Below are 26,707 nucleotides of genomic sequence, written 5' to 3'. Positions count from 1 at the left end.
CTTTCCAAAAATGCCATACCAAACACCTTAAGTCGAAATATATTTTTCACGTTCATACCAAGTCCTTGATAAAGTTAATTCTTTTTTGGAAGGATGGATGAGTTTCTTTCCACTCTTTCCTTTTGAAGTCAAACTCGTCATTCTCTTTTTCACTGATTCGCTCTAACTTCATTAATGTTTGAATATATAACTCCTTATTCCCCAATTGCCTTACAGCAAATTCATCTGCTTGGTGTTCAAACATTTTACTAATTTTATTCGGAAGCCATTCTGTGAGCCCTATTAAAGCGATTATACCAACTGGAAAAATAAGGATATACTGTCCCCATCCAAATCCTAGCATAATTTTTCTAGTAAAGAACATCAGCAAACTAATAAGCGTCGCTACTCCAAAAGTAATAAACAGTATCCAACGACCATGCTTTCGTTTGATATGTCCAATTTCGTGAAATAACACTGCCTTTACCTCATCTAAAGTAAATTTTTTTATCAAACCTTCTGTCATGTAAATGTTAATGCTTTTTTTAGATGCAAAAGGAGTACTATACACCCAAGCATTCGTCTCATTCTCGGACTCTTTCTTCGTAAATAGGTTAACGTTTATACTACATGCAGCTTCTATCGTTTTTTTCAAAGAGTAAAATTGCTCGGTGAATCCCACATTTTCATAGTTCCCCATGAAACGATGTATTACAGTATAAACTAGCATTATAATAAGGGTTAACGATAAATACCAAGCAGCAAATAAATACCATTTGTCCACAATTTTTACATATAGGGATAGTGGAAAAAGGAAAAATGAGAAAAAGTAAGCAAGACTTCCTATAGTGAGTACAAAAATTATAACTATTTCTCTTTTTGAAAATTCAAGGAAATCTGATTCCTCCATTTCAGACTCTCCTTCAATATCCTCATCACTTTTTATCGTCCATTGGTATATAGCAGTTGTCAATGAAACTGATAAAAACGTCGGGAGAAAGATACATAACAAAATGCTCCAAATGTATGATTTTGTTAAAAGTAGTGCGTAACCCATCGAAAAATGATAGTTTAATATCAATGGAAGGATTCCAGCTAAGATAAACGGAACAAACAATGTAAAAAGATTGCGCCATGGAAGAACCTTGTTAATAAACAATGCCAAAAGAAAGGGCAATAAAAATGAACAACCATATATCAAAAAAGTAAGAGTTTTACTAAACTCCGCCTTCAATTGGATGGAGAATGATCCATCATTTTTTGCAGCACGTATTGTATATTCATTAAAAAAAAATTTCCTCTTACTAGACTGAATCGTCACTTCCTTACTAAAAGACGGTTCAACCCCTCTTCTCGTCATAACAGTCAGCTCTTCTCCAGCAGGTAAGATAATGTTTTCTGTATTGACTTTGATAAATTGATAATCAATAGGTCCAATATGAAAAGCGAGCGGACGATTGGTAGAGTCTTCTTCAGTATTTTCAATATCTAAAAGATAGTCCCCTTGGTATATGGAATAGCCAGTTAAAAGCTTCTGGACTCCTACATTTTTTTTTGAATCGAGAAGAATAAATGGCGATAAAACAGCTGAACGGATACTTAACTCAACCATAATAACCGAAACTGTAAAAAACGCCGTGACCAATAAAAATATGAGCATTCTTTTTTTCATAATAACTACTCTCCTTAATTTATAGGAAACTTGTCATAATCGATGGAATTGTTTTTAATGTCAAGTTTGCTACAAAGATAATACTTACAATAAGTAAAGGAGCAACCCGTCTTTCAGATTTCAATAATGCTTTAACACCAAAATACAATAAAACAAACTGCCGTATTAAAAAAGGCTCAACTTGATTAAGAAGAGCAACAGCCACATCATGATCTAGATTTGGAACCAGAACCCGCAGTCCTACCGGTTCAAATACTTCTCCTGTAATTAAAACAAGTGTGGCAAAAGATATTGTTTACAGAAAATGATGAAGAGACGACAATTTTTTTACATGCCCTTTATTTATCAATTACCATATATAGGGTTAATTGTAAATTTTATTACATGTAAAACAGGAAATATTAACTATTGGAAAGAAAGATGAAATAATAGGCCGGAAGAAGCAGAAAATCTGATATAAGAAGAATTAGACTATCTTGTAAATGAAGAAAGAACAAGCTGAGGACTTACCTGTTTGAAGCTGCAAAACAATGAATGGAAGAAGGAATTAAAGTTATAGATTCTGAATCGGAAATTACTATTATATTTGATCCGCCAACTGTAAAACTAAGAAAAATTAAGATAATAGGACGAGATCCGTTTCAACAAAATTGCAATAACTAGTATTGAATCTGTGAAAGCTTAACAGATTCAAAATCTTACAACTTATAGTATTCAGAATATTTCAGATTTTGATACAATCTATAAATAATAGAATTGTATAAATGACTACTTGCCGGAGGGAAAATAATATGAAAAGAGATTATGGTCTTTGTTTATGGACGTTTGGAGATATAGATTTTGAAGAGAAATGTAAAATATCCAAGGAGATTGGTGTTGACGGAGTGGAGGTCCAAGGGGATTTGTCACAATCTCCGGAAGAGTTAGCAGCGATTTTAAAAAAATATGACTTGAAGGTATTGTCCGTAACACCTGAAAATGTAGACATTTCCAGTTCTGATGAAAATATTCGAGCTAGTGCCGTACAATATTTTTTAGACCTAATCAGTTGGGCGAAAAATTTAGGCGCCAACAGAATCTGCTTACATGGTGATGTTGGGAAAATACATGGATGCGGAGATTTAACAAAAGACTGGGATTTGCTTGTAGCTAGTACGAAGGAGATTGTAAATAAAGCGGAGGAAGTTGGCCTTCAAGTTGTATTTGAAGTACTCAATCGGTATGAGAACCATCAAATCTTAACAGCAAAGGAAGCGATTTCATTAATTAATGAAGTAAAAAGCGACAACCTTTATATATTATTAGATGCATATCATATGAATATTGAGGAGGCTTGTCCAATTCAGGCAATCAAGGACGCAGGGAATAAGCTGGGTGTTTATCATGTCGCTGATTCCAATAGGCAAGCTATAGGTAACGGACACTCTGATATTAGAGGTCAAATAAAAGCTTTAGATGAAATTGGTTTCAAAGGACCGATTATAATGGAAATGGTCGCAGAAGGCCCCAATCCATTTACGCCGATTAAGCATGGAAACTATTTAGATGTGGTGGTCAATTACTATAAAGAATCTTTAAGACAACTAAAACAATGGGATGAAATGAAAGTTCAAGTATAAAGAAATCTCCTGACAGAAGTCGTTTTATTTCGATTGATATGATTTCAAAAACATTTTAATCCCTGTTTAGACCTTTTGAAATCACTTGTGAATCATTGAGTTTTTATACAATCAAAGCCTTGTACAGTGGCATCATATTCAACCTGTGGGGCGGGTGTGGTGATAGACTGGTCTGTATGCCGTGCAAAGTCCTATCACCTGCCCCTCTTTGCAAAAGCTCATGCCTGAATATAGAAATGAATGTTATACAGAAAGGGGATGTTTTTGTTTTTCAAACGGACTCCATACCAAGTTTATAGGAATCAAATGAACAGCGTTTGCGGGCTAACTAAAAGCAATGGATTTCGTCGAAAGCGCCATTTGGTTATTCACTCCGCTTAAGCAGCCACATGAATCAATACGTTTTGAAATTTGATTCAAATTTCTGTATTTTTAAGTATTTTGTAATCTTCCATATCACTATTAAACAAACTTTCTTCTGAAAAAACTAAATTATCAAAAAACGATCCAGAATTTCTTATCTAAACTATGATAATAGATAGGCTACATGGTATTTTGTGTATGCTCTATCTATTATTTTTTTACATAAGTAAATATCAATACTGAATGCAAGTTAAAACGGGAAATGACAGATGCAAGCAAAGATGTCCTTATCGTTGCTAAAAACAAGCGTATATAAGAGTTAGAGGAAGAATTCAAACGGTTAATAGGTATTCTGGCACAGACATTGTGATGATTATGATAAAGGTATATAATGACAATAGTTAATGCATATTTATTGCGTATTAGTAAGAAATAGCGAAGTAAAGATTATTTATAAATCTATAAAAGGAGCATTCCTGTTAGAAGTTTTTTCGGGGACTTGAATAAAAAAAGCCCTCTTGGTATGATTCGGGGGTGTCAATCGGATGAATTGACCCCTAATTTGGATACCAAGGAGGACTATACATGAATTCTATCTCAAACAAGAAGATTAATCAAGTCACCGATCAAACGCTCGTCGTTGGCATGGATATCGCGAAAAAGAAGCATTATGCCTGCTAGTTGAAGCCATCGCCTGCAATTTCCTCCAGCAGGAATTCTTTGATTTGTTCGTCTGATACTTTTCGCCCGTCTTCTGTGAAGGAATAACCTGGTGCCGGACGCCCCTCACTCACTTTTTTCTCTTCCACTCGGTAGCTCTTTTGATAATAGTAGGTGGAACGAGCAATCCCTATAATCTTTAGCACCTTGGAAATGGAATAGCCTTTTTGGATCCAGTTGTCGGCTACTTCAATTTTTTCAGCAAGTGAGGGTTTTTCTTTTTTATCATGTCGCGTAAGATCGCGATTTCAAGGTCTTTTTCACCAAGCAATATTTTGAGCTTTTCATTTTCCTTGGATATTTCTTTCGGGTCAAGGCCCGGCAAAACAGTGACATCAACATCACCATATTTGCCATCTTTATATTCCCGCACCCAACGGGATACCATGTTGGAATTCAGTTCATAACGGCGGGCAACAAGGCTGTTATTGCCTGTCTCCTGTGCCTCTTTGATGACTTGTAATTTAAACTCCTTGGAGTGTTTGGTTCGTGTCATGTTGTTTAGCCTCCTTGGTACATTAAGCAGTATATTATTTTTTACTCTTATTGTCCAAGTTCATTTAGGGGCTAAATAGGTATTGTAAATTCTCCTTATCTGCTAAGAGAAGGATTTAGCTACCTTTTTGTTATCTGTTTTACCCTTAAAAAGATAATTTTATTGATGCAAAAGGCTTTTACCATCTTTCCCTCTACTGTAATTGTTTTTTCACTTAGAAAACTTTTTCTAAAAAGTTATCTTTATGTTTTTTACATGGTTTCTGTTATTAATACTTAAAACTTCTCCGATATGACAAATACATTATTATCCGCAATTACACTTTTTGAACTTTTTTAAGAGTGTAAATTATGTAAATAAATATTGTTCCTTTTTCCTATTCACCTATATTTTTCCTGTTGATAGAATGATAACAAGGAGGAGGTGGGAATTTATACTAAAGCAAACAATTACAGGTTGTAACCTAAATACATGGTCATTGGTTTGCTACTAATTATACGACTAATTAGGGGAGGAAATGAGCATCAATAGACTAGCTAAAGGATTCATAGTAACTGCTTCTTTAGCCCCTGCCTCTACTTCTTTTGTCCAGTCACCTCAAACTAAAGAAAATGATACCAATCCCACTGGAATAGCTTCATCTGTTGTTTATACTATAGATAATCAACCATCAAAGATTCAGTTACTCATTGAAAATCCTGTCAAAGATGCTATTAGAGCTGTACTAAAAAACAAAGCAAAGCTTTTCAAACTTATAGAAAAGTTTGCAGAAAAGAAAATAAGAACTGAGCTTGAAAAAAGGTTTTCAAAGTATATTGAGCCGGTACTGAGAGACCTTTTGGATGAGTATTCTGCTTTTGGATGGTCTGATGTCCAAAATAAGCTATATAAATCGCTTAAAAAGTCAGGACTTTCTGACTCAAGTGCTAAAGCTATGCCGCATTGGACAACCATTGCAATAAAAGCAATTTATTAAAAAATGTTCATAAAATAGTAGGAGGCAAATATATATGAAAAATAAAAAGAGAATAGCTTCAGTGGTTCTAAGCGCTACACTTCTTACATCTTTCTTAGGCACATCAGGTGCATTAGCATCTGAAAAAACAGCGTCATCTGCTCCTGTTCCTGTGAAAGTGACTGTTCATAAAGGGATACAAAACGCTATCAAGTCACAGAATGTACCTGTTAAAACAGTAGCTACTGCTAATGGGAATTTTCAAACTCAAGGCGCAGTGTCCTGGAGTTATAAAGCCTTTAAATTAGCTCTCCGCTCAGGAGGATGGGCTTTATCGCAAATGCTAAGACCTTTGTCTCCAAAGGCCGCCGCATGGGTTAGAAAAAACTCTGCTAAAGTAGCTAAGTTGATGGATAAAGGCGAAAAATGGACAGAGAATCAGTTTTATAATGGACTTAGAGGCATTGGCTGTCCACCTGATGTGGCGAGAGCGTTGGCAAAATTCATTGTTGCGCTGATTTAACGCATTAAAAATTTAAGAAAAAGTGCTGTTAGTTCCCTGCTAATGGCACTTTTCTAATGGAGGTTAAAGATGACTTGACTATCTTTACAGCAATAACTCTATCTATACTTTCATGTTTGGTTATTTCCTGTGGTTTGTTTTTATTTTTGATTAAAAAGGGTGTTATAGATAATCCTCCAAACACCTTAGCATTTATATCCTTTATCCTCCTTATTGGCTTTTGTTTATTCTTTGTCATAGCTGTTACTAGCCTAATTATTTACTTTGTTTCTTTAGGTGTTAATCATTTCTTAGGCGACTATGTAAATTATAGCTCTCGATCCGATTTATATATATTTTCTTTATTGGTAAGCGCATTAGCACTTGTTTACATGCTTATACTTATGGCAGTTATAAAAGGACTCTCAATATTTCTCAGAATCCCTAAGTGGATAACTTACATATGTGAGTTTGCTGTTGCATGGATAGCTGTTTATTTCTCCATACAGTATGTTACAGATAGCCATCTAAGTAATGTATCCATATTTCAAGGAGGAGAGTTACTTTTATCCTTTTTTATTACATTTCTATTCTTAGGATGTGACATTCTTTTTTCTAACCTAGATGATATATCAAGGGAAAAGTTAGGATAGACATTATGAATGTTAAGAAGGAGTTATATTTTTAATCCTTGCGGGCTTAACAATAAAGTATTGCTGAATCAGTAATAGTTTTGAAGTTCATACTTTTCCAACAATGTCCAAACATATATAAATCACAGTTATAAATATATTTAAAACATACTGACTACTTCCTATTTTAATTAAGATATTTACATTATAAAATAGTTACAAAAAAGTGTAAAGTAGTCAATGGGGATATTATAAAATAATGATTAAAGTACATCTTTCAAGGATAATGGGAGAGAAAAGGTTGAAGATTTCAGATGTGGCAAGAATGACAGGGTTGCATCGGAATGGAATTGCAAAGATATACAATGAGGGAACTGATGGAATAAAGTTTGATACTTTAAACAAGTTGTGTAAAACTTTGGATTGCAAAGTTGAGGATCTTATTGAATATATTGATGATGAAAAAGACCACTCGAAATGAGTGGTCTTAATTATTAACGCTATTGTCCATGTTAATATTCGTAAACGGTTACCTTTTTGAACGAAATTCTCTTTAATTTCGATCTCCTAGATATTCCTGTTGGATTTTTTCTAATTTACCTGTTTCTTTAAACTTTAAGATCATATCATTGAAAAATTTTAAAAGTTCTGTATCTTTTTTTCTTACTGCCATTGCATAGCTTTTCTTCGGTACAAACTCTTCTCCATTAGGGAGATATATAGCTCCCGTAAAATATGTATACGTCTTAGTTAAATCTGTTTCTACGAGGTTATCAATACCCGGCACAACATCAACATCTCCACGTTTTAAAGCAATAATCACATCGTCAAATGTAGGAAATTCTCTTAGTTCAACTGGAATATTATTTGATTGAGCCATTTCTTTTATTACTGCGATATTAAAGTCTCGATATACTTTTAAATCGTTTGTCCATTCTGTCTGAACGGGAACAATAATTTTATCTATATCGTACTTTGCCTTGTTTTCAATTTTACTTTGCACTTGTTGCTCTTCCTTTGTTTTATTTTCTTCAACAGTTTTTTCTGAACTGCAACCTATCATACTCATAAATACCAAACAAAATATTGTTAAAAGCAAATTTTTTTTCAAACTTAATCACCTCTTTACGAAATTTTCCTACTAATTATAACATTACTATGTGAACCAAAAAAGGAACGGTAACTTACCGTCCCTTATGAGCGTAATTTTAGTCCATTTACTTGGACAATACGAAATGGATAATCTTTTTACATTAACTCTTTTTATTTATAACTGTATTATTTATTTTGGACGAAGGAAAAAATGAAACGAGTGGAATTATTTTAAATGGTGATGAGTGATGAAAAAATACAAACTGAAAAGCAATATTGGGGAACTAATTGAAAAGAGTGAATTGCGGAATGATTACATACGAAAACACGTAAATGTGCAACAAAAACAGCTTTGGAATTGAAAAAATGGAGTAAGTTTCCCGACTTTAGAGAAAGCCTTTATTTTAGCGAAAATTGTAGGGTATAAAGTGGATGATCTTGCGGAACTGGTTGAGGTTGAAGAGGAAGAATAAACTTTTATGAGTAGACTTCAATCCTAATGTTGTACAGTACAATAATAAAGGAGTAAGTATATGAAGTTACTTTTGCCATTCATGATACTGATAGGAGTTGTACTAGGCTTTTGTTTAATAAATTTAATTAATATGAAGTTATTATTACCCTTCATGACATTAATTGGTGTTGTATTAGGTTTTTGTTTAAATTTAATCAAAGATTATATTCAAAATAAGCCTAAAATTAGAACTGGGATCAATGAGTCATCTGGAAAATTTAATTACTATAAAAATTTTGTAAATGAAAATGGTTTTGACGTAGAAAAGATAGCAACTCCCGATGAAGCTTCATTTTTAGAATTAAAAATAAAAATTGACGTTTATAATATTGGAAAATCCGATACTGCTATCAAAGATTTAATGATTGACGCAACAGCTAACAATACTACAATGAGTTTTCAACCTGAATTAAAGATTAATGGAGAAACCAACAAAGACTACACATTTGAATCGGCTACACTTAACTGGACAATAAAATTAAGGTCAAGTAGACTAAACACCAAATTTGGGTATACTGCTTATTAAACATAAAGGATCCGTACTAGAAACTTTACGTGGAGTGGCGGGGATGCTAGCCTTGTCGGCGAGACAGATGAACACATCATCTGACTTCCTGGCTGGGAAAGCATGCCCGCAGAGGCTCCATGTCAAGTTTCGTCGCAAACCCACTGTTTTGGTGGTCTACTTCAACACTACCACAGTTAAGGAGAGTTTAAAAATGAGAAACAGACGAACATTCACTGTAGAATTCAAGGCTCAAATGGTCAAGCTTTATGAAAATGGGAAACCAAGAAAAGATATTATTCGTGAATATGATTTAACGCCTTCAGCCTTGGACAAATGGATCAAACAAAGCAAAACATCCGGTTCATTTAAGGAAAAGGACAATCGTTCTCCAGAAGAAAATGAATTGATCCAGCTTCGAAAAGAAAACAAGCGTTTATTGATGGAGAATGATATTTTAAAGCAAGCCGCGCTGATACTAGGACAAAAGTAAATGTGATCAAGAATAACAGACACAAATACTCGATATCAGCAATGTGCGATGTCCTACAACTTCCAAGAAGCACCTATTATTACGAAGCAAAAGAAAAAAGGAATGCAGAAGATAAACTGACAGCCGCCATTCTGGAAATTTTCCAGAAAAGCCGAAAAAACTATGGTACACGTAAAATCAAACATGAATTAGAGAAGCTTGGTATGATTGCCTCAAGACGAAGAATTGGCAGAATCATGAAAGAAAACGGGCTAGTATCAAATTATACGGTTGCCCAGTTTAAACCTCATGTAGATAAATGCAATGAATCAAAAGTTGAAAATGTGTTAAAACGAGAATTTGATCAACAAAAAGAATGAACAGTTGTGGTTAGTGACTTAACATACGTTAGAGTAGAAAAAAGCTGGCATTACATCTGTTTATTTGTCGATCTTTATAATCGAGAAATTATTGGTCATAGTGCAGGCCCAAACAAAAATGCCCAGCTAGTCTACCAAGCTTTATCGACCGTGAAAGCAGATTTACGGCAAATTCAATTATTCCACACAGACAGAGGCAATGAATTCAAGAACAAGACAATTGATGAAGCTCTAGATACTTTTCAGATTAATCGGTCGTTAAGCATGAAGGGCTGCCCCTATGACAACGCAGTAGCTGAAGCAACCTTTAAAATTATCAAAACAGAATTTGTTAAGGGTAGATATTTCGAAAATTTAGACCAATTGAAACTGGAATTAGATGATTATGTTCATTGGTTTAATCATATTAGAATACATGGAACACTTGGGTATTTAAGCCCGGTGGAGTACAAAGAGAAACACCTCAAAAAAATTGTCTAGTTTAGTGTTGACATACCAATTTAATGTAAAAAGTGGGAGTATTACTACTTTGGATTATACTTAAAAATTCACAGAGATGAAGACAACGAATATCTATTTAATGAAAATGTAACATTGTTACCAGATGAAAAAGGATGTTTTATATAAACATATAATAATTCACTTATATAATTAAAAAAATAAGAATTGTCTACAATTTACACACGCCATCTAAAATACAATCAAAAACAATTCCTTTCATAATCTGTTCCAGTTCGCTAATACTCCTCTCCATATAGTCTTTACCAAAGTTTTTTACAAAATATTTTTCTTCTCCTTTATGTATAAGCTTCACTATAACCTTAAACTCCTCATTATTAATAAATTCGATCTTCTCAACACAAAAATTCTTCATATATCATCTCCTAACACAGCGTATTTATCATCTATTTATCAATTTAAGTTGATCACTTGTTATATTATTTTTCGGTGAATTATTGATAATTTCTTTTAATTGTTCAAGTTCATCATCAGTCAGACTCAAGTTTGACAGAGTACACTAAAGAAAAGCCCGAAAATACTGGTGTTTTGGACTTTACCCACAACACGTACCACTACACTTGTTAGTGGCACGTGTTTTTTTCTAATACTCTAGGAGGCGCTTGTGTGACAAGTGCTTCAAATGCTAGATTTGCTTGACCTTGTAATTCTGTACGAACGATTTGCTCTTCACCATTCACGCGTATTTTCGAGGCCTTCATCTGGCTTACATCATGCAAAATATCCTTTACACTTGTTTGGCATCCTATTTCTTTTAGCTTATAGGCCAAAAAGGATTCCATGACAAGCGCAAGGAAACAAACCATGATATGGCCTCGAATACGAGATTCCACTCGATGGTACATCGGGCGAAGTTCTAGATTCGACTTCAGGTTACGAAAGGCTTGTTCCACTCTCCACAACTCTTTATAGGCAAGTGCTGCCTCTTCATCCGTTAATGACGAGTTGGTCCGAATGGCGTACTTTCCGTCAAACTTTTCGTCATTGGATACCTTCTCTTCATCAATTTTGGCCGATGCTTTTTCTATCGTTAAAAACTTGGAATACGCACGGTTTTTGACGAGTCCAGATGGACCGAGTTCATCAAGCTTCGATTGAAGGTTTTCTAACACGACTTGACGACTCGCTCGATCACGTTCTTCAGCGTCCGGATTGTAACAGAGTACATACGTTTCGCCATCGATTTTCTTTGACTTCACTTTTAGATTCGGGAGAACCTTCTTATATGGCCCACGGATGGATAATAGCTCTTGGGCTTTCTTCGACTTTCGTAATTTGACACCCACAATATATTCCATGCCCAGTTCACGAATTTGATCTAAGTTGGCTTCACTAACCATTCCGCGGTCTCCCACTAGAATGACTTTCTGAATAGGATAGCGCTTCTTCAGGTCTCCAACCACCATGCCAAATGTCTTCGTATCATGCATGTTTCCAGGGAAGACTTGATGCCCAATCGGAATCCCTGTTTTGGTCATTAATAAGCCAATCACGACTTGTTTTCGATCTCCACGATGATCTTTGGAGTAACCATAGTGAGCCAGCAGTTCGTCTGCTTCCTCTCCTTCGAAATAGGTGCTTGTCGTGTCGTAAAACACGATATCTACTTCTAATGAGGTTAAATCGGTTAAATGTCCATAAAGTTGTTCCTCAATTTTTTCTTTTTGTTCACTTAAGAAGTCTAATGCACGATAGTAGTGATGGAGTTGGATGTCTGAAAGACCTTCTGCATAAATCGTGTCGATCCATTGTTTGAAGATATAATGCTTACTATTGGGATCCATGAGACGGTTTAACACCATGGCAAAAATGGCTTCGTCATACTGAGAAGCAGCCTCGGAATCATCCATGATTTTACGTAATAGCCGACCAAGCCCTAACTTTTCCCATACCTTTCGGAACAGATAAACCGGCCCAAACTCTTTTGTCCAAAGCACGGAGACAGAAGAGGAAGAGCCTTGCCCGTGAATTCGGTCAAAGTAACGCTCTGAAAATTTGGCTAATCCCTCGATTATGTTATCGACAGAGCCATTCTCTAATAAATGTTCTAACCTCCCTAGATTACAAAGCGTTTGTTGCCGAACTTTATTGTCTACACGAAATGTACGACATATTTGTAGATATTGACGAACAGAACCATTTTTATTTTTTTGCTTATTAATTCGAATATACATAGCACTAATAGTATAACATATATTACATATTATTGGATATACAAAAGTTATCCACATAACACTACATAATGATTATATTTTCGATAAAAAAAGTGGATAACTATTGGTATAATCACCTTTAGTTATCCACATGTAGTGAAATGGTGTCAAACTTGAGTCAGAAAGCCAAGATTTTTGAGTACAAATTTTATTCCCTTTTCGGTTAATGAAGCATGTCGATTTGATTCATTCACAGTATCACAATAAAGGTCGATATAACCCTTCTTATGAAGGTAATCATATTCTTTTTTATTATTTCGATAATCTTCATGTACTGATACAATTTGACGAAGGTTATAATCATTAGCAATACAAATATCACGAAGAACTCTTAATATTAACAAATGATTCTCATTTAATTTAAGAAAGTATTTCAAGTAACATTTTCTTACTTTATTTTTATTTCGTTCATTTTCTTCCCTCCTGATAAATTGCATCACCACTAAATCAATATCGCCATTGGCAAAATACTGTACTGCTCCAATGTACTGCCATTCATCTGTTCCTTTTAGCTTTATATAATGAGCAAATGTTACACTATAATCAGATTCACTTACTGTTTCCGTCTTTATTTCAAACAAATCACTGGCTTTTATCATCTTCTTCCCTCCAAATAAAAAAAGCACCCTGAAAAAAGGATGCTTATACACAATTTTTATTAATTTTTTGATTAACTATTGAATTATACGTTAGTATAATTCAATAGGGCATTACAAAATTCCTTCTTTTTTAAAAAATTTACAACGAAAAAGACCTCCATATGGTTATTGAGGAGGTCTTTAATGACTGATAAAAGCAGGAGACAAAACTCCTGCCCCATTTCAAAGATACACAAAACTTCCATTTGGAAGCCTATTGTCACTAAAGTGACTAAATAATTTTTTGAAATGGTGTAAATATTTTATGCACTGTTGACAAAAATATGATTATTAAATGAAATTGGGGAAGACAATTTCTCCCCCTAACAAAACTCAAAAGATTGAGCCATTTGCCTTGTTTAAGGCTAAATAAATTTTATGAGTCCATTTTAAAGTATTATATAAGGGTTTGTCAATAGATTTATTTTAAACCTAATTGATTTTTTACTTTTTTATTTATTTCTTTGAATAATTCATTTTTTATCTTACCTACTCTTTTATCTAATCGAGCTTTATCAATTGTTAGTATTTCTGTAACATTTATTCTAGATGGATCTTTATCTAGTTTGCCATAATACATATCATTATTAGTGAGTTTGACATGAAACGTTTCGTTAATATTATTTCCATCACCTTTAATCGTTAATACATTAACGGTATCAGCAAACATATTTCCGGTGTCGTTTTGTAATATTAAGACCAAATGATTTTCACAGAGTTCGCTACCTATATTCTCTCCAATTAGAGCATTGTAAATTTGACCTCGTTTAACTTGAATAGGATGAATTTTATTAGGATTAGCATTTCTTTTTTTTGATTTTGAATTGCTAATTCATGTAATGAGCATTCAATAGGTATATTTTTTATAATCCCCTCTGCTTTAGGAAAGTATTCTTCTTTCATTTTTGGTTTTAGATCTTGAACTTCCTTAACAAGTTTTGACATTTTTTCTTCAATACTCATATCATCCTCCAATCTTCTCTATATTTTACCATATTTCGAGAATGATAGGAGGAATTTCCTAGTAACTTCGACAAGAGAAAACACATTTTACGGTGAACTCGGCAGGATTCGAACCTGCAAACCGCACAGTATTCAAACTGGCTGCTCTAACCGTTGAGCTACGAGTCCAAAAAGAAAAAATAAAAAACCACATTCCCAGAATGTAGTTTTCATCACCAATTCTTTTCAATCTCATTACTAAATTTCTTCATAAACAAATATTGGTTCAACGCAATCAAAAACAATAACACATAAATAAACACGCCAATTCCACCAGCTACATAATAATTAACATTTACTTTAAATAGCGTTTCAATCAACCAAGCAATTCCACACGCTAAAGCCGCAAATACAGTACACCACATCAAAGAAATAATAGCTGTGATAACTTTTTGTGATCTATCATTTTAAATATTTGATTTATTCCCTTTCACTTAGCATGATATTCTTCAATTACCTTGCATAAGCAAACATCTACACCATTTTCGTTTTCATCATTTTTTCTTCGTTCAAATTCTGCCTTTGCTTCCTCGTATGTATCAAATATTTCTTGCCCGGCATCACAATAATCACTAAAAACAGCATGTTTATCCTTAAAGCCATTCTCCCAATCCTCAAACGAACACTGTCCACATTCCATTTCTCCAGCTTTCTCATACGGGATTTTTAAACCACATTTAGTACATTTAAATAAACTAGGAATTTCAATTTTTTTCATTCAATTCACCTTTCTAATTGATTATATTACCTTCTTAATCTCAAACTCTATCCAATCGCCTTGCTGCAACAACTTCAAAGTACAATAACGGTAAAAATCATCATCAAAAGGAACTTCTTTATACTGCCTAAAATTAATTATGTAATGCATATACATTTCCGCATATTCAGGTTTATCATTAAAAAACTCAATCACATTCTTTTTCCATTGTTCGTCTATGTAGGCATGTGCAGCTTTTTCATCATAATTAAATTTCTTTAAAATATCCTCATTCGGCTTAAAAAGTTCTTCTTCCTTATAAGCATATTGACCATCAATCAATAGTTGATAAATTCACCTAGAAGCGTTTCATAATTTCTTATGTTCGCTTTTGTTGTGTTTTTGAATTTCCGATCTTCTAAAAAATCTTGATATGCAAATTTGAGCAACAAAAAAGGACTACCTCCTTTTTATAGGAAGTAGTCCTTACGATTGAATATATTTGTTTCTGTGACTAGTTCACTGCAATTATTACATCATTCCGCCCATGTCAGGCATGCCTGGGTTGCCGTTGCCTTTGTTTTCTTCTGGTTTGTCAGCAACAACTGCTTCAGTTGTTAAGAACATAGCGGCAACGGATGCTGCGTTTTGAAGAGCAGAACGAGTTACTTTTGTTGGGTCAACGATACCAGCTTCGATCATGTTCACCCATTCGCCTGTAGCAGCGTTAAAGCCGATTCCAACTTCTTCTTTTTTCAAGCGTTCAACGATAACAGAGCCTTCTAAACCAGCGTTGTGAGCGATTTGGCGAACTGGCTCTTCTAAAGCGCGAAGAACGATGTTTACACCAGTTTGAACGTCGCCTTCTGCTTCAATTTCAGCAACTTTTTTGTAAACGTTAACTAGAGCTGTACCACCACCGGAGACAATTCCTTCTTCCACTGCTGCACGAGTGGAGTTAAGAGCGTCTTCGATGCGAAGTTTACGTTCTTTCAATTCTGTTTCAGTAGCGGCACCAACTTTGATAACTGCTACGCCGCCAGCTAATTTTGCTAAGCGCTCTTGAAGTTTTTCTTTATCAAATTCAGAAGTTGTTTCTTCCAATTGAGCTTTAATTTGATTTACGCGAGCTGCAATTTTGTCGCTTGCGCCTGCGCCTTCAACAATTGTAGTTGTTTCTTTCGTTACAACAACTTTTGCAGCGCGGCCTAATTGAGAAATAGTAGCGCTCTTAAGATCTAAACCTAAATCTTCTGTAATAACTTCACCATCTGTTAAAATGGCGATATCTTCTAACATTGCTTTGCGGCGGTCACCGAATCCAGGAGCTTTTACAGCTACAGCATTAAATGTACCGCGAAGTTTGTTCACAACTAATGTTGCTAAAGCTTCGCCTTCAACATCTTCAGCAATGATTAATAAAGGTTTGCCTTGTTGTACAACTTGCTCAAGAACTGGCAAGATTTCTTGGATGTTAGAGATTTTCTTGTCAGTAATTAAAATGTATGGATTTTCAAGAACAGCTTCCATTTTATCAGAATCTGTTACCATGTATGGAGAAGCATATCCGCGGTCAAACTGCATTCCTTCTACAACGTCTAGCTCAGTAGTGAAACCTTTAGATTCTTCAATAGTGATAACGCCATCGTTACCAACACGTTCCATTGCTTCAGCAATTAATTTACCTACTTCATCATCCGCAGCAGAAATAGCAGCAACTTGAGCAATTGATTCTTTTCCTTCAATTGGTTTAGAAATTGCTTTTAATTCTTCAACAGCTGTAGCAACTGCTTTTTCAATTCCTTTACGCACACCCATTGGGTTTGCGCCAGCTGTTACGTTTTTAAGTCCTTCGCGGATCATTGCTTGAGCTAAAACTGTTGCAGTAGTTGTACCGTCCCCAGCAACATCGTTTGTTTTGCTAGCAACTTCTGCAACTAATTTTGCACCCATGTTTTCAAATGGATCTTCTAATTCAATTTCTTTTGCAATCGTAACGCCATCGTTTGTAATTAACGGAGAACCGAATTTTTTCTCAAGAACAACGTTACGGCCTTTTGGTCCTAAAGTAACTTTAACCGCATCTGCTAATTTATCCACACCACGCAGCATTGCACGACGTGCTTCTTCACTGAATTTAATTTCTTTTGCCATGTTGCGAAAACCTCCTCAAAATTTAAATTGTCTATGATATTGGGCTGTCTCTATTAGCCGATCACAGCCAAAATGTCGCTTTCACGCAAAATTAAGTATTCTTTGCCGTCATATTTTACTTCTGTGCCGGCGTATTTTGAGAAGATAATGCGATCGCCAACAGCAACTTCAACTGCAACACGTTCACCGCTGTCTAATACACGACCAGTACCAACTGCTACTACTTTACCTTCTTGAGGTTTTTCTTTAGCTGTGTCAGGCAATACGATGCCGCTTGCTGTTTTTTCTTCTGTTTCAACAAGTTCAATTACAACGCGATCACCTAATGGCTTTAACAAGGGAAACAACCTCCTCAAATATCTTTTGAGATTTTCAAAATTTATTCCTTATTCATTATTAGCACTCATTGCTATCGAGTGCTAACACCAATTATTATATTATAGAAACCTCCTCTATTTTTCAAGTCTCTTTTAAAAAAATTTTAACATCCTCCATTAAGTGCTTTCCTTGTCAAAATTGTTTTTCTTTCTTTAAAACATTGTGTGTTAAAATAGTCATATGAATCTTTTATAAAGGAGAACTATTCGTGAAAAAGCAATATTGGTGGATCATCATTACGTACATCATTATGCAGCTCTCATCCTATATTGGAGTTCCCCTTTTTTATGAACTGGGTGTTGGCGACGATGAAAATCTCAATGCAGGACTTTTTCAAGCGCAAGCATATTGGTCGATTACAAGTTTTACTGCTGCGTTCGTCATTATTTTATTTCTCCTTCGTCATGAACGGAAAAATAATGTCCGGATTGAAAAAGCTTCTTTCGGCGAATCTGCCATATGGGCTGTTTTCGGAGTTTTTTTAGCTTTTTTCATTCAAACAATCGTTGGCAATATTGAAATATATGTACTTAAAGTTAATCCGATGTCGGAAAATACTCAAGTTATTATGGATTTAATTGAAGCAACGCCTTATTTGATTATTGTCACATCAATAATAGGACCGATTCTTGAAGAAATTATCTTCCGAAAAATTATTTTCGGGGTGATTTATCAAAAAACGAATTTTTGGATCGGCGCGCTTGTCAGCTCGCTATTGTTCGGCATCGTGCATGGGGAACCTGAACTTTTATTGCGTTATACAGCAATGGGGTTTACGTTCGCTTTTTTATATTATAAAACAAAACGCATATTAGTCCCTATTTTTGCCCATACAATGATGAATACAATCGTAGTCATCATTCAAACAATTTATCATGATGAGATTGAAAACATGATGAAGCAAATGGAACAAATACAAATCATTATTGGAGGCAGCTAAGATTATGAATTTTCATCCCGTTTCCATGGGACTCTTCTATTTTATCATGGGAGTTCTATTTACATATTTAGCAATTCATCATGCTGAAAATGGTATGTGGACAGCTACAAATATGATTTTAATGATTTTAGCCACGTTTGATTTTGCTGTTTCCATCCGCATGTTCACTTTCTCATATAAAATTCGGAAAGCAAAAAACAACCGATGAGGTGTAATGATATTATCCCTCTTGTGTAGACAGTAGGAAAAAAGCCTATACTGTCTTCACAAGAGGGATATGTTTATAACAGCCCATCGGTTTTACTTTTGATCTGATTCTTTTATTTGAGAAGACTGTGCTTTTTTGTAAGCAAATCTTGAAACAATGATACTTATTTCATACAAAATGAATAGCGGAATCGTGACCATTAAATGCGACACAATTTCAGGCGGCGTAATAATCGCTGCGATAACAAGCAATACAAAATACGCATATTTTCTAACCTTTGCCAAAAACGCCGGATTGATGATCCCGAGTCTTGTTAAAAACATAATGACAACGGGAAGCTGAAACAACAGTCCGAAAGGCAATGTTAACTGCAGCAGGAAACGAAAGTATTCATTTATTCCTATCATTTGTTGAATGTTTAAATCATTGGAAAGCCGCCCCATAAAATCGATGACAAAAGGAAACAAAATAAAATAAGAGAAGCTTATTCCTAAAAGAAATAAAGCAACCGACAACGGTATATAGCTTAATGTGACCCGCCTTTCTTTTTCATACAGTCCTGGGCTGATAAACGCCCAAAGCTGGTACAATAAAACAGGGAAAGTTAGAATTAAAGCAATAATAAATGTAATCTGCATATAAACGATCAATGGATCTGCAGGACGAAAAGCATTTAAGGCGAATTGCTTTGCTTCATCAGTTTGCTGTAAAAAAACAATAATTGGCTTCGCTATGAAAAAGCCAGTAATCATAGCAACGAAAAAGAAAACGACTACAATAATCAGCCGTTTTCTAAGCTCCGCTATATGCTCCAACACGGACATTTTTTTTTCGCTCATCATTATTCATCCATTCTTCTTGCTATTCATTTTTCTTGTTTTCTTCATCATCGTCTGCTAAGCCCTTCGTGGCACTTTTAAACTCCTTTAATGATTCTCCTATAGCTTTTCCAAGCTCAGGAAGTTTTTTCGGCCCGAAAACAAGCAGAGCTGCAAATACAATCAACAGCAAGCTTCCAATTCCAATTGTTGGCATTTAATATCGCTCCTTCAATCTTCATTCGAATAATGTTTTAAAAAATATGCAAGAGCCTGAAGTTCAACAGATAGATCGATATGATGAATCCGAATTTTATCCGGAACATTTAAGCGAGCCGGCGTAAAATTTAAAATGCCTTTTATGCCTTTTTCCACTAACCGATCCGTTATTCCTTGAGCGGCGGTTGCCGGGACCGTTAATATCGCAACAGGCACATCATCAGGCAATTCACTTTCTAGCTGATCCAAATGATAAATTGGAACTCCACCAATTTTCATTCCTACTTTTCGTTTATTAATGTCAAATGCAATAACAATTTGTGTGTTGTTATTTTTTGTAAAATTGTAATTTAAAAAAGCTGTTCCCAAATTTCCGACGCCAATGAGGGCAACTTTGGTCAACTCATCTTGGTCAAGCGTCTTTCTAAAAAATGATAACAAATAATTGACATTATATCCATAACCTTTTTTGCCCAGCGCTCCGAAATATGAAAAGTCCCTTCTAATTGTCGCAGAATCTACTTTTACTGCTTCACTCAGTTCTTGAGAGGAAACACGTTGTTTTCCCGAGGCATGTAAATTTTGCAAAAACCGATAATATAGAGGTAATCTTTTTGCAGTTGCTTGCGGTATCTTAGATTGATCTTGATTCAATGCTCATCCCTCGCAATCCAAAACAACCTGACTAATTTTGTTTTTAACTATGTTTTCTAGCAAGCGGCTGCTCGCCTGTATGAAACAATATCAGACTGATAACGCTTCCATCCTGATCTTCTTCTCCGTCTACATTTCTTTTTATTTGTTTTTTCTCCAAACTCTCCTTATATAAAAACTATACACTATTTTTTTATTCGTGTCTTTTGAACGATTGTTACAATTTCTTGTCCTTTTGTTCATCAGGTCAGTTGCCTGCAGTCAAATATATAGGCTACACTTATTCTAGCAAAGATTGAGGTGAACTATGGATGATTTTATTGCAGTTAAACAAAATCACAAAATATTATGGTGCTGACCTTATTTTATCGAATATTAAGCTGGAAATCCAAACAGGAGATAAAATCGCCGTTGTAGGCCGCAATGGAGCCGGAAAATCAACATTATTGAAAATCATTGCCGGTGAAATGCCCTTTGATTCTGGTGAAATTGTGAAGCCAAAAGATTTAACAATCGGCTATCTGGCACAAAACACAGGATTAGAATCAACTAAGTCGATATGGGATGAAATGCTAACCGTTTTTGAAGAGCTGCGGAACATCGAAGCTGAGCTGCGAAATATTGAACAAAAAATGGCAGCTATCTCCTCAGCTGGAGATTCTCATGCTTTGCAAAGCTTAATGAAGGAATATGATTCACTCCAACATTTATATAAAGAAAATGGCGGATATCAATATGAGGCGGATATCCGTTCTGTGCTGCATGGATTAAGGTTTGCTGATTACGACTATTCAACTAAAATTTCGGTTTTGAGCGGAGGACAAAAAACCCGGTTAGCACTCGGAAAGCTCCTGTTGAAAAAACCGGATCTGCTCATACTCGACGAGCCGACAAACCATCTCGACATGGAAACATTAAACTGGCTCGAACAATATTTACAGCATTATAATGGAGCGGTTCTAATTGTTTCCCATGACCGGTACTTTTTAGATCGCGTTGTCAACACTGTTTATGAAATATCACGAACAGTTTGTACGAAGTATGTTGGGAATTACAGCACTTATTTAAAACAAAAAGCGGAAGCGTACGAAAGGGAATTAAAACAATTTGAAAAACAGCAAGAAGAAATCGCGCGGATGAAAGATTTTATTCAACGAAACTTAGCAAGAGCATCGACAACGAAACGTGCGCAAAGCAGAAGGAAAATGCTTGAGAAAATGGAAATACTGGACAGACCCGCTGGGGACGAGAAGTCAGCCAGCTTTTCCTTCGAAATCGAAAAGCAAAGCGGCAATGACGTGTTAAAAGCCATTGATTTGTCCCTTTCCTACGATCAAAAAACTCCGATCGTGAAAAATATTAACTTTTCGATCAACAGGAAGGACTCAATTGCTTTAATAGGGCCAAACGGAGTTGGTAAATCTACCTTATTAAAAACGATCATCAACCGCTTAAAGCCGCTGAGCGGAAAAATTCAGTTTGGATCTAATGTCCAAATCGGATATTATGACCAGGAACAAGCGGATTTGTCTTCATCTAAACGGGTTTTAGATGAATTGTGGGATGACTATCCCGAAAAAACAGAAAAAGAAATCCGAACGGTTTTAGGGAATTTCCTTTTTTCCGGAGATGAAGTGCTGAAAACCGTCTCGTCTTTAAGCGGAGGAGAAAAAGCTCGGCTCGCTTTAGCGAAATTAATGCTAAAAAAAGCTAACTTTCTCATCATGGATGAACCTACGAATCATCTGGATCTCGACAGCAAAGAAGTATTGGAAAACGCTCTGATAAATTTTCCTGGAACAATCTTGTTTGTTTCGCACGATCGTTATTTTATCAACAAAATCGCGACCAAAATTTTTGAATTATCCACGGAAGGCATTGCCGAATATATCGGGGACTATGATTATTACATTGCAAAAAAAGCGGAGATGATCGAGCTTGAACAGTTGAAAAAACCAACTATCGAAACCAAAGAGCAAAAACAAGGAAAATTATCTTATGAACAAGAAAAAATATTGAAAAAAAAGGAACGGCAAAGACAGCGCCGCATTGAAGAACTTGAAAACAAAATAGCAGAAATTGAAGAAGCGATCGCTGAAAACAATGAAATGCTTTGCGATCCAAATATATACCAAGATCATGAAAAAGCTCAAAAACTTCATGATCAAAATGTCATGTTAACGGAACAACTAGATCAGCTGATAGAGGAATGGGAATCACTTCTTTCTGAATAACCGGCTCATGCCGGTTTTTTATTTATTTTGTTTCCTTCAGCATGTTTCTCTCAAACAGTTATCCACATCATTAGTTCCTTATCTTATAATATTTGTCTTATTTGTTCACATTATCCACAACAAACCCCTTTAGTTATCCACATGTTTCACCTTGTTTTTTCTTCTTCTATTTCAATGTTTCGTCTTATTTATCCAAAATGAAGATTTTCTTTGTGGATAACCTGTGGTTAAAACAAAAAAATAGGGCCGCTGTTCATTCGACCCTATTTTGCCTCTATATATATGACGTTAATTCCAATCCAGGATGAGCATTCATACGATAATCACCGAAAATTCCTTTTTCATAAAGTACATCAGCGAAAGCTGCAATCATGGCCGCATTATCTGTGCATAAGGACAATGGTGGAATGACGAGGTCGATCCCTTTTTTCTTTTTGAATGCTTCCTCCATAGCAGTTCTTAATCCTTTATTCGCCGCTACTCCGCCTGATAAAAGAACTTGCTTAGCTTGATACTTCTCACTGGCACGAACAGTTTTTTCCACTAAAACTTCTACAACACTTTGCTGAAAACTTGCAGCCATATCTTTCGGATCTATCGTGATCCCTCTTTGCGCCGCGTTATGAAGAGTGTTAATCACCGCTGACTTCAGCCCGCTGAAACTAAAATGAAACGAGCCTTCTTCAAGCCATGCTCGCGGCAAATCAATGGAAGCAGTTCCTTCATGTGCTAGCCTGTCGATATGAGGCCCGCCCGGATAAGGCAGGTTTAATGTTCGCGCTACTTTATCATAAGCCTCTCCTGCTGCATCATCAAGTGTTTCCCCAATCACCTCAAAACAACCGTGCTCCTTCATATAGACAAGCTCTGTATGGCCGCCGGAAACAACTAATGCAATCAGCGGGAAAGAAAATTCTTTCACAAGACGGTTCGCATAAATGTGTCCTGCAATATGATGTACTCCGATTAGTGGAAGATCATACGCAAAAGCTAAAGCCTTTGCGGCATTGACTCCAATCAATAATGCACCAACCAGCCCCGGTCCTTCTGTCACGGCTATGGCGTTCAAATCGTGATACGAAAGATTCGCCTGTTTTAACGTTTCTTCTAATACGAGAGTAATTTGCTCGACATGATGGCGTGAAGCGATTTCTGGAACGACTCCGCCAAAACGTTTATGGCTTTCAATTTGGGAAGCAACGACTTGTGCAACAATTTCTTTTCCGTTTTTCACAATGGCAGCTGCTGTTTCATCACAGCTTGTTTCAATTCCTAAAATTAATCGATCTTTCATTATAAATTCACCTGCATTAATATCGCATCTTCTTGGTTATCCGTATAATAGTTTTCCCGGATTCCGATTGGTTCAAAATTCAATTTCTTATATAATGATTGCGCAACAGTATTCGAAACTCGGACTTCTAATGTAACGGTTTTGGCTCCTTTTTCTTTTGCTACGTTTAAAACGCTTCTAAGCAGGGTCTCTCCCAGCTTTTTTCCCCGATACGCTGGAGAAATAGCAATATTGGTAATCTGCCCATCATCAACAATCACCCATAAACCGCAATAACCTACAACTTTTCCTTCATATTCTATTACTAAATAAGTAGCAAAATGGTTATGGACCAATTCCCGATAAAATGATTCCTTTGTCCAAGGAACCGAAAATGACAGCTGTTCGATTTCATAAACACGATGTATATCTTCAACTGTCATTTTTCGAACATTTACTTGATTATTAATCATGTTGACGTTTTTTGCTGCTCGATCCATTTCGCTTCCGCCTCTGCTAACCTTAAATAATTTGGCACAAACTGATGAACATTGACTGCTTCTCTAGTCATTCCCAGCAAACCTAGCAATCCCGGACGCGGCTGGTGCAATGACGGATCCCCGATGACTGCCAACTCACCCATTATTTCTTTGATCAGATCTAAATGAAGAGAAACATCATTCCCTAAAAAGAGCACCCGCTTTTTGAGCTGTTTTATTTCATTCAACCAATCTTCTAGCAGAATATTTCTGTCTTCTTTCACACAAAGTATGTTTTCTTTAAATTCATACAGCCCGGTATAAACTCGTCCTCTTCTTGCATCAAATAAAGGGCAAATCAATCCGTCAAAAAAACGCCCGTTCAGCGCAAGCACTTCAAGACTGGAAACGCCCGTTAAAGGAATGTTTCTAGCCCATGCAAGCGTCTTAGCAATTGTTACACCGATTCGCACACCAGTATAAGAGCCAGGACCTTGGGCAACCACAATCTTTGTTAAGTCGCTGGGCTGAACGTGGCACTCTTTCAAAAGATAATCAACTGCCGGCATTGCACGAACAGAATGGTTTTTTTTCAAGTTCGTCATATATTCGCCAATAATTTTAGTTTCGTCTACTAACGCAATGCCTAAACAGTCGTTTGATGTATCAATCGCTAATACCGTCATCAGTAAAAAACTCCTTACACAGCTTAATATATCTTTTTCCCTTCGGCCTAAAAATTAGAGATCTTGTATTGTCCTGAATGTAACGGATGAATACATCCAGTCTTTCCTCCGGCAGTTGATCTTCTATATAATGCGCCCACTCTACAACTGTTACACCGTCTCCATCAAAAAACTCATCAAACCCTAAATCCTCATCGCTATTTTCAATCCGATAAACGTCCATATGATAAAGCGGCAGTCTGCCGTCTGTATACTCCTTCATGATTGTAAAAGTAGGACTGCTCACTGTTCTGCCAATGCCCAAACCTTTTGCCAGTCCTTTCACAAATGTAGTTTTGCCTGCTCCAAGATCTCCTTCAAGCGTAATCACATCGCCCGCTTGTAAGTGCTGAGCCAGCTTCATCGCCATATTCCCTGTCTCTTCAGGATTTGTTGTTTTTATTTCAAATTGATCCAAATGAATCACCTTTTTTAAAATGATTGTAGCCTTTGCTTAATAGCCGTTTGCGAATATTTTTTTCTTGCAAATAAACCGATGGGCTGCCTTCAAATACTTCTCCGATCTTCGTTATGCGTATTCCTTCTTGCTCGCATTTTTTTTTCAATACTTCAAAGGAATGTTTAGAAGTCGTTCCTACCAGTTCAAAATCTTCTCCTCCAGTGATAGCCCACTCAAATTGCTTTTCTAACGGCAATAATTGTATTGAATCACTTAATGGAAGAAGATCTTTATGTACGACGATTTGTACGTTGCTCATGACAGCTATCTCATTCAATTCGCTTGCAATACCGTCACTAATATCATTAAGGCTCGCCCGATCCACTTCAGAAATAATCCTGCCCGCTTTTACTTGCGGCTTCGGACGTCTATGGCGAGATACTAAATATTGATAATCGTCCTCCGGCAAATTGAACTCATCGTTTAATAGAAGGTGCAATCCAGCAGCTGAATCCCCCAGAGTACCCGTAACAAAAACCACATCCCCCGGTCTTGCTGAGCTTCTCAATTGGGCTTTCCCGCGTTCAACTTCTCCAATCAAGGTGACGGTGATGACAAGGTGATCAGCAATAGAAACAGTATCTCCACCGATTAAATCCACTTTATATTTTTCTGCGGCATCTGCCATTCCTTTGTATATAGATTGTAAGTCTTTCTCGTGCCATCGAGAGGGAATCGCAATGGAAACTAAAAAATACTTTGGAATCCCGCCCATTGCGGCAATATCACTAATGTTCACTGCCAAACATTTAAAGCCGATATCAAAAGGCTCCATTGTTTTACGTAAAAAATGAACCCCTTCGACCATTGTGTCTGTGCAGACTATTTGCTGAAAACCTTTATTCGGTGTGTAAACTGCGGCATCGTCACCTATTCCGACAACAAGGCCTTCATGAAAATAATGTGCTGGCCGAATACTTCGGATAAACTCAAATTCATCCTGAATTGACATATAAAACCTCTTTCTTTAAAAGATGCTCTCCTAAAGAATCCAATTCAATCCTCTTGTATAGTTTACCGCATATGTTTAGCTTATCCAAGATATTCATAAAATAAAAAAACGAAACGTTGAACGTTTCGTTAGTTGTTCGTATATTGTTGTAATGGCGGTCCCGACGGGAATCGAACCCGCGATCTCCTGCGTGACAGGCAGGCATGTTAACCGCTACACTACGGGACCATTGGTTGCGGGGGC

At 36.0% G+C, this 26,707-nt stretch carries 31 protein-coding genes, 3 tRNA genes and 1 pseudogene (1 of these 35 cut by a window edge); 10 read left to right on the top strand and 25 right to left on the bottom strand.

What is annotated here, in order from left to right; all coding sequences use genetic code 11:
* Nucleotides 1–52: 52 nt before the first annotated feature.
* Nucleotides 53–1,651 (bottom strand): M48 family metallopeptidase, encoded by a 1,599-nt coding sequence (locus tag NSS70_RS02375; protein ID WP_340880872.1) that lies wholly within the window; start codon nt 1,649–1,651, stop codon nt 53–55.
* 791 nt (nt 1,652–2,442) lie between these two features.
* Between NSS70_RS02375 and NSS70_RS02370 the strand changes: the two genes are divergently transcribed.
* Nucleotides 2,443–3,270, top strand: coding sequence for a sugar phosphate isomerase/epimerase family protein (locus tag NSS70_RS02370; RefSeq protein WP_094245009.1), 828 nt, complete (start codon nt 2,443–2,445; stop codon nt 3,268–3,270).
* Nucleotides 3,271–4,310: 1,040 nt separating this feature from the next.
* Here the strand turns inward: NSS70_RS02370 and NSS70_RS02365 are convergent.
* Together NSS70_RS02365 and NSS70_RS02360 are read right to left on the bottom strand one after the other, a co-directional pair.
* Complete coding sequence (locus NSS70_RS02365) at nt 4,311–4,442, bottom strand: hypothetical protein (protein WP_257790163.1); 132 nt, start codon at nt 4,440–4,442, stop codon at nt 4,311–4,313.
* 95 nt (nt 4,443–4,537) lie between these two features.
* On the bottom strand, nt 4,538–4,849 hold the full coding sequence (locus NSS70_RS02360) for a transposase (RefSeq protein WP_339194083.1): 312 nt from the start codon (nt 4,847–4,849) through the stop codon (nt 4,538–4,540).
* Nucleotides 4,850–5,366: 517 nt separating this feature from the next.
* On the opposite strand from NSS70_RS02360, the gene NSS70_RS02355 reads away from it, so the two are divergent.
* Both NSS70_RS02355 and NSS70_RS02350 read left to right on the top strand, forming a co-directional pair.
* The gene (locus tag NSS70_RS02355; RefSeq protein ID WP_232515643.1) at nt 5,367–5,825 is read left to right on the top strand and encodes a hypothetical protein; all 459 of its coding nucleotides are present in this window, start codon (nt 5,367–5,369) and stop codon (nt 5,823–5,825) included.
* A gap of 34 nt (nt 5,826–5,859) precedes the next feature.
* On the top strand, nt 5,860–6,327 hold the full coding sequence (locus NSS70_RS02350; protein WP_340789491.1) for a hypothetical protein: 468 nt from the start codon (nt 5,860–5,862) through the stop codon (nt 6,325–6,327).
* 28 nt (nt 6,328–6,355) lie between these two features.
* On the opposite strand, the gene NSS70_RS02345 is transcribed toward NSS70_RS02350, so the two are convergent.
* Nucleotides 6,356–6,565, bottom strand: a complete 210-nt coding sequence (locus NSS70_RS02345) for a hypothetical protein (protein WP_157727888.1) — start codon at nt 6,563–6,565, stop codon at nt 6,356–6,358.
* Between NSS70_RS02345 and NSS70_RS20735 the strand changes: the two genes are divergently transcribed.
* Nucleotides 6,474–6,959 (top strand): YrvL family regulatory protein, encoded by a 486-nt coding sequence (locus NSS70_RS20735; protein ID WP_445206415.1) that lies wholly within the window; start codon nt 6,474–6,476, stop codon nt 6,957–6,959. The genes NSS70_RS02345 and NSS70_RS20735 overlap by 92 nt on opposite strands.
* Nucleotides 6,960–7,197: 238 nt before the next feature.
* Nucleotides 7,198–7,419: a helix-turn-helix domain-containing protein gene (locus NSS70_RS02340; RefSeq protein ID WP_339194073.1), complete on the top strand. Its 222-nt coding sequence runs from the start codon at nt 7,198–7,200 to the stop codon at nt 7,417–7,419.
* Nucleotides 7,420–7,491: 72 nt separating this feature from the next.
* On the opposite strand, the gene NSS70_RS02335 is transcribed toward NSS70_RS02340, so the two are convergent.
* Nucleotides 7,492–8,049, bottom strand: a complete 558-nt coding sequence (locus NSS70_RS02335; protein WP_063388943.1) for a substrate-binding periplasmic protein — start codon at nt 8,047–8,049, stop codon at nt 7,492–7,494.
* Nucleotides 8,050–8,563: 514 nt separating this feature from the next.
* Here NSS70_RS02335 and NSS70_RS02330 point away from each other — a divergent pair.
* A complete protein-coding gene (locus NSS70_RS02330; RefSeq protein ID WP_339194069.1) occupies nt 8,564–9,070 on the top strand; it encodes a hypothetical protein in 507 nt (168 codons plus the stop codon).
* A 193-nt stretch (nt 9,071–9,263) separates the two neighbouring features.
* A pseudogene (locus NSS70_RS02325) lies at nt 9,264–10,381 on the top strand (IS3 family transposase).
* Nucleotides 10,382–10,571: 190 nt separating this feature from the next.
* Here the strand turns inward: NSS70_RS02325 and NSS70_RS02320 are convergent.
* The 10 genes from NSS70_RS02320 to groES form a co-directional block, all read right to left on the bottom strand.
* Complete coding sequence (locus tag NSS70_RS02320; RefSeq protein WP_339194067.1) at nt 10,572–10,715, bottom strand: hypothetical protein; 144 nt, start codon at nt 10,713–10,715, stop codon at nt 10,572–10,574.
* Between the two features lie 268 nt (nt 10,716–10,983).
* Nucleotides 10,984–12,594, bottom strand: a complete 1,611-nt coding sequence (locus tag NSS70_RS02315; protein ID WP_339192846.1) for an IS1634 family transposase — start codon at nt 12,592–12,594, stop codon at nt 10,984–10,986.
* A 146-nt stretch (nt 12,595–12,740) separates the two neighbouring features.
* Entirely contained in the window at nt 12,741–13,232 is a 492-nt protein-coding gene (locus NSS70_RS02310; RefSeq protein ID WP_339194065.1) for a hypothetical protein, read from the bottom strand.
* A gap of 460 nt (nt 13,233–13,692) precedes the next feature.
* Nucleotides 13,693–14,001 carry a type II toxin-antitoxin system PemK/MazF family toxin gene (locus tag NSS70_RS02305; protein ID WP_339195643.1) on the bottom strand — a complete coding sequence of 103 codons (309 nt, stop codon included), beginning with the start codon at nt 13,999–14,001 and terminating at the stop codon, nt 13,693–13,695.
* 11 nt (nt 14,002–14,012) lie between these two features.
* Nucleotides 14,013–14,234 (bottom strand): hypothetical protein, encoded by a 222-nt coding sequence (locus NSS70_RS02300; RefSeq protein WP_340880871.1) that lies wholly within the window; start codon nt 14,232–14,234, stop codon nt 14,013–14,015.
* A 93-nt stretch (nt 14,235–14,327) separates the two neighbouring features.
* A tRNA-OTHER gene (locus tag NSS70_RS02295) sits at nt 14,328–14,402 on the bottom strand.
* Between the two features lie 301 nt (nt 14,403–14,703).
* Nucleotides 14,704–14,991: a hypothetical protein gene (locus NSS70_RS02290; RefSeq protein WP_339198477.1), complete on the bottom strand. Its 288-nt coding sequence runs from the start codon at nt 14,989–14,991 to the stop codon at nt 14,704–14,706.
* 21 nt (nt 14,992–15,012) lie between these two features.
* Nucleotides 15,013–15,312, bottom strand: a complete 300-nt coding sequence (locus tag NSS70_RS02285) for a hypothetical protein (protein WP_339194060.1) — start codon at nt 15,310–15,312, stop codon at nt 15,013–15,015.
* Nucleotides 15,313–15,501: 189 nt separating this feature from the next.
* Nucleotides 15,502–17,124 (bottom strand): chaperonin GroEL, encoded by a 1,623-nt coding sequence (groL, locus tag NSS70_RS02280; protein ID WP_063388690.1) that lies wholly within the window; start codon nt 17,122–17,124, stop codon nt 15,502–15,504.
* Nucleotides 17,125–17,177: 53 nt separating this feature from the next.
* Nucleotides 17,178–17,462 carry a co-chaperone GroES gene (groES, locus tag NSS70_RS02275; protein WP_063388689.1) on the bottom strand — a complete coding sequence of 95 codons (285 nt, stop codon included), beginning with the start codon at nt 17,460–17,462 and terminating at the stop codon, nt 17,178–17,180.
* 248 nt (nt 17,463–17,710) lie between these two features.
* On the opposite strand from groES, the gene NSS70_RS02270 reads away from it, so the two are divergent.
* Nucleotides 17,711–18,442 (top strand): CPBP family intramembrane glutamic endopeptidase, encoded by a 732-nt coding sequence (locus tag NSS70_RS02270; protein WP_340880869.1) that lies wholly within the window; start codon nt 17,711–17,713, stop codon nt 18,440–18,442.
* 4 nt (nt 18,443–18,446) lie between these two features.
* Nucleotides 18,447–18,650, top strand: coding sequence for a YdiK family protein (locus NSS70_RS02265; RefSeq protein ID WP_063388687.1), 204 nt, complete (start codon nt 18,447–18,449; stop codon nt 18,648–18,650).
* A gap of 92 nt (nt 18,651–18,742) precedes the next feature.
* On the opposite strand, the gene tatC is transcribed toward NSS70_RS02265, so the two are convergent.
* The 3 genes from tatC to NSS70_RS02250 are packed head-to-tail and all read right to left on the bottom strand — an operon-like array spanning nt 18,743 to nt 20,341.
* Nucleotides 18,743–19,489, bottom strand: coding sequence for a twin-arginine translocase subunit TatC (gene tatC, locus NSS70_RS02260; protein WP_066248101.1), 747 nt, complete (start codon nt 19,487–19,489; stop codon nt 18,743–18,745).
* Nucleotides 19,490–19,511: 22 nt separating this feature from the next.
* Nucleotides 19,512–19,685, bottom strand: a complete 174-nt coding sequence (locus NSS70_RS02255) for a twin-arginine translocase TatA/TatE family subunit (RefSeq protein ID WP_063388685.1) — start codon at nt 19,683–19,685, stop codon at nt 19,512–19,514.
* A 14-nt stretch (nt 19,686–19,699) separates the two neighbouring features.
* The gene (locus NSS70_RS02250; protein ID WP_063388684.1) at nt 19,700–20,341 is read right to left on the bottom strand and encodes a redox-sensing transcriptional repressor Rex; all 642 of its coding nucleotides are present in this window, start codon (nt 20,339–20,341) and stop codon (nt 19,700–19,702) included.
* 311 nt (nt 20,342–20,652) lie between these two features.
* On the opposite strand from NSS70_RS02250, the gene NSS70_RS02245 reads away from it, so the two are divergent.
* Nucleotides 20,653–22,575, top strand: coding sequence for an ABC-F family ATP-binding cassette domain-containing protein (locus NSS70_RS02245; RefSeq protein WP_340880868.1), 1,923 nt, complete (start codon nt 20,653–20,655; stop codon nt 22,573–22,575).
* A 274-nt stretch (nt 22,576–22,849) separates the two neighbouring features.
* On the opposite strand, the gene tsaD is transcribed toward NSS70_RS02245, so the two are convergent.
* The 7 genes from tsaD to NSS70_RS02210 all read right to left on the bottom strand — a co-directional run.
* Nucleotides 22,850–23,869, bottom strand: coding sequence for a tRNA (adenosine(37)-N6)-threonylcarbamoyltransferase complex transferase subunit TsaD (gene tsaD, locus NSS70_RS02240; protein ID WP_130158245.1), 1,020 nt, complete (start codon nt 23,867–23,869; stop codon nt 22,850–22,852).
* A complete protein-coding gene (rimI, locus tag NSS70_RS02235) occupies nt 23,869–24,348 on the bottom strand; it encodes a ribosomal protein S18-alanine N-acetyltransferase (RefSeq protein ID WP_063388681.1) in 480 nt (159 codons plus the stop codon). The genes tsaD and rimI overlap by 1 nt, the downstream gene beginning before the upstream one ends.
* On the bottom strand, nt 24,318–25,013 hold the full coding sequence (gene tsaB / locus NSS70_RS02230) for a tRNA (adenosine(37)-N6)-threonylcarbamoyltransferase complex dimerization subunit type 1 TsaB (RefSeq protein ID WP_066248096.1): 696 nt from the start codon (nt 25,011–25,013) through the stop codon (nt 24,318–24,320). The genes rimI and tsaB overlap by 31 nt, the downstream gene beginning before the upstream one ends.
* Nucleotides 24,994–25,470, bottom strand: a complete 477-nt coding sequence (gene tsaE, locus NSS70_RS02225; RefSeq protein WP_130158243.1) for a tRNA (adenosine(37)-N6)-threonylcarbamoyltransferase complex ATPase subunit type 1 TsaE — start codon at nt 25,468–25,470, stop codon at nt 24,994–24,996. Before tsaE ends, tsaB begins: the two co-directional genes overlap by 20 nt.
* Entirely contained in the window at nt 25,457–26,464 is a 1,008-nt protein-coding gene (gene thiL / locus NSS70_RS02220; RefSeq protein ID WP_130158241.1) for a thiamine-phosphate kinase, read from the bottom strand. The genes tsaE and thiL overlap by 14 nt, the downstream gene beginning before the upstream one ends.
* 152 nt (nt 26,465–26,616) lie before the next feature.
* Nucleotides 26,617–26,692, bottom strand: a tRNA-Asp gene (locus NSS70_RS02215).
* A gap of 2 nt (nt 26,693–26,694) precedes the next feature.
* A tRNA-Met gene (locus tag NSS70_RS02210) sits at nt 26,695–26,707 on the bottom strand; it runs 64 nt beyond the window's last position.

The sequence above is a fragment of the Aeribacillus sp. FSL K6-2848 genome (genome assembly GCF_038004325.1).
Taxonomy (GTDB): domain Bacteria; phylum Bacillota; class Bacilli; order Bacillales; family Aeribacillaceae; genus Aeribacillus; species Aeribacillus composti.
Note: the sequence above shows the minus strand (reverse complement) of the source record. Positions and strands in the feature narration are given on the sequence as shown.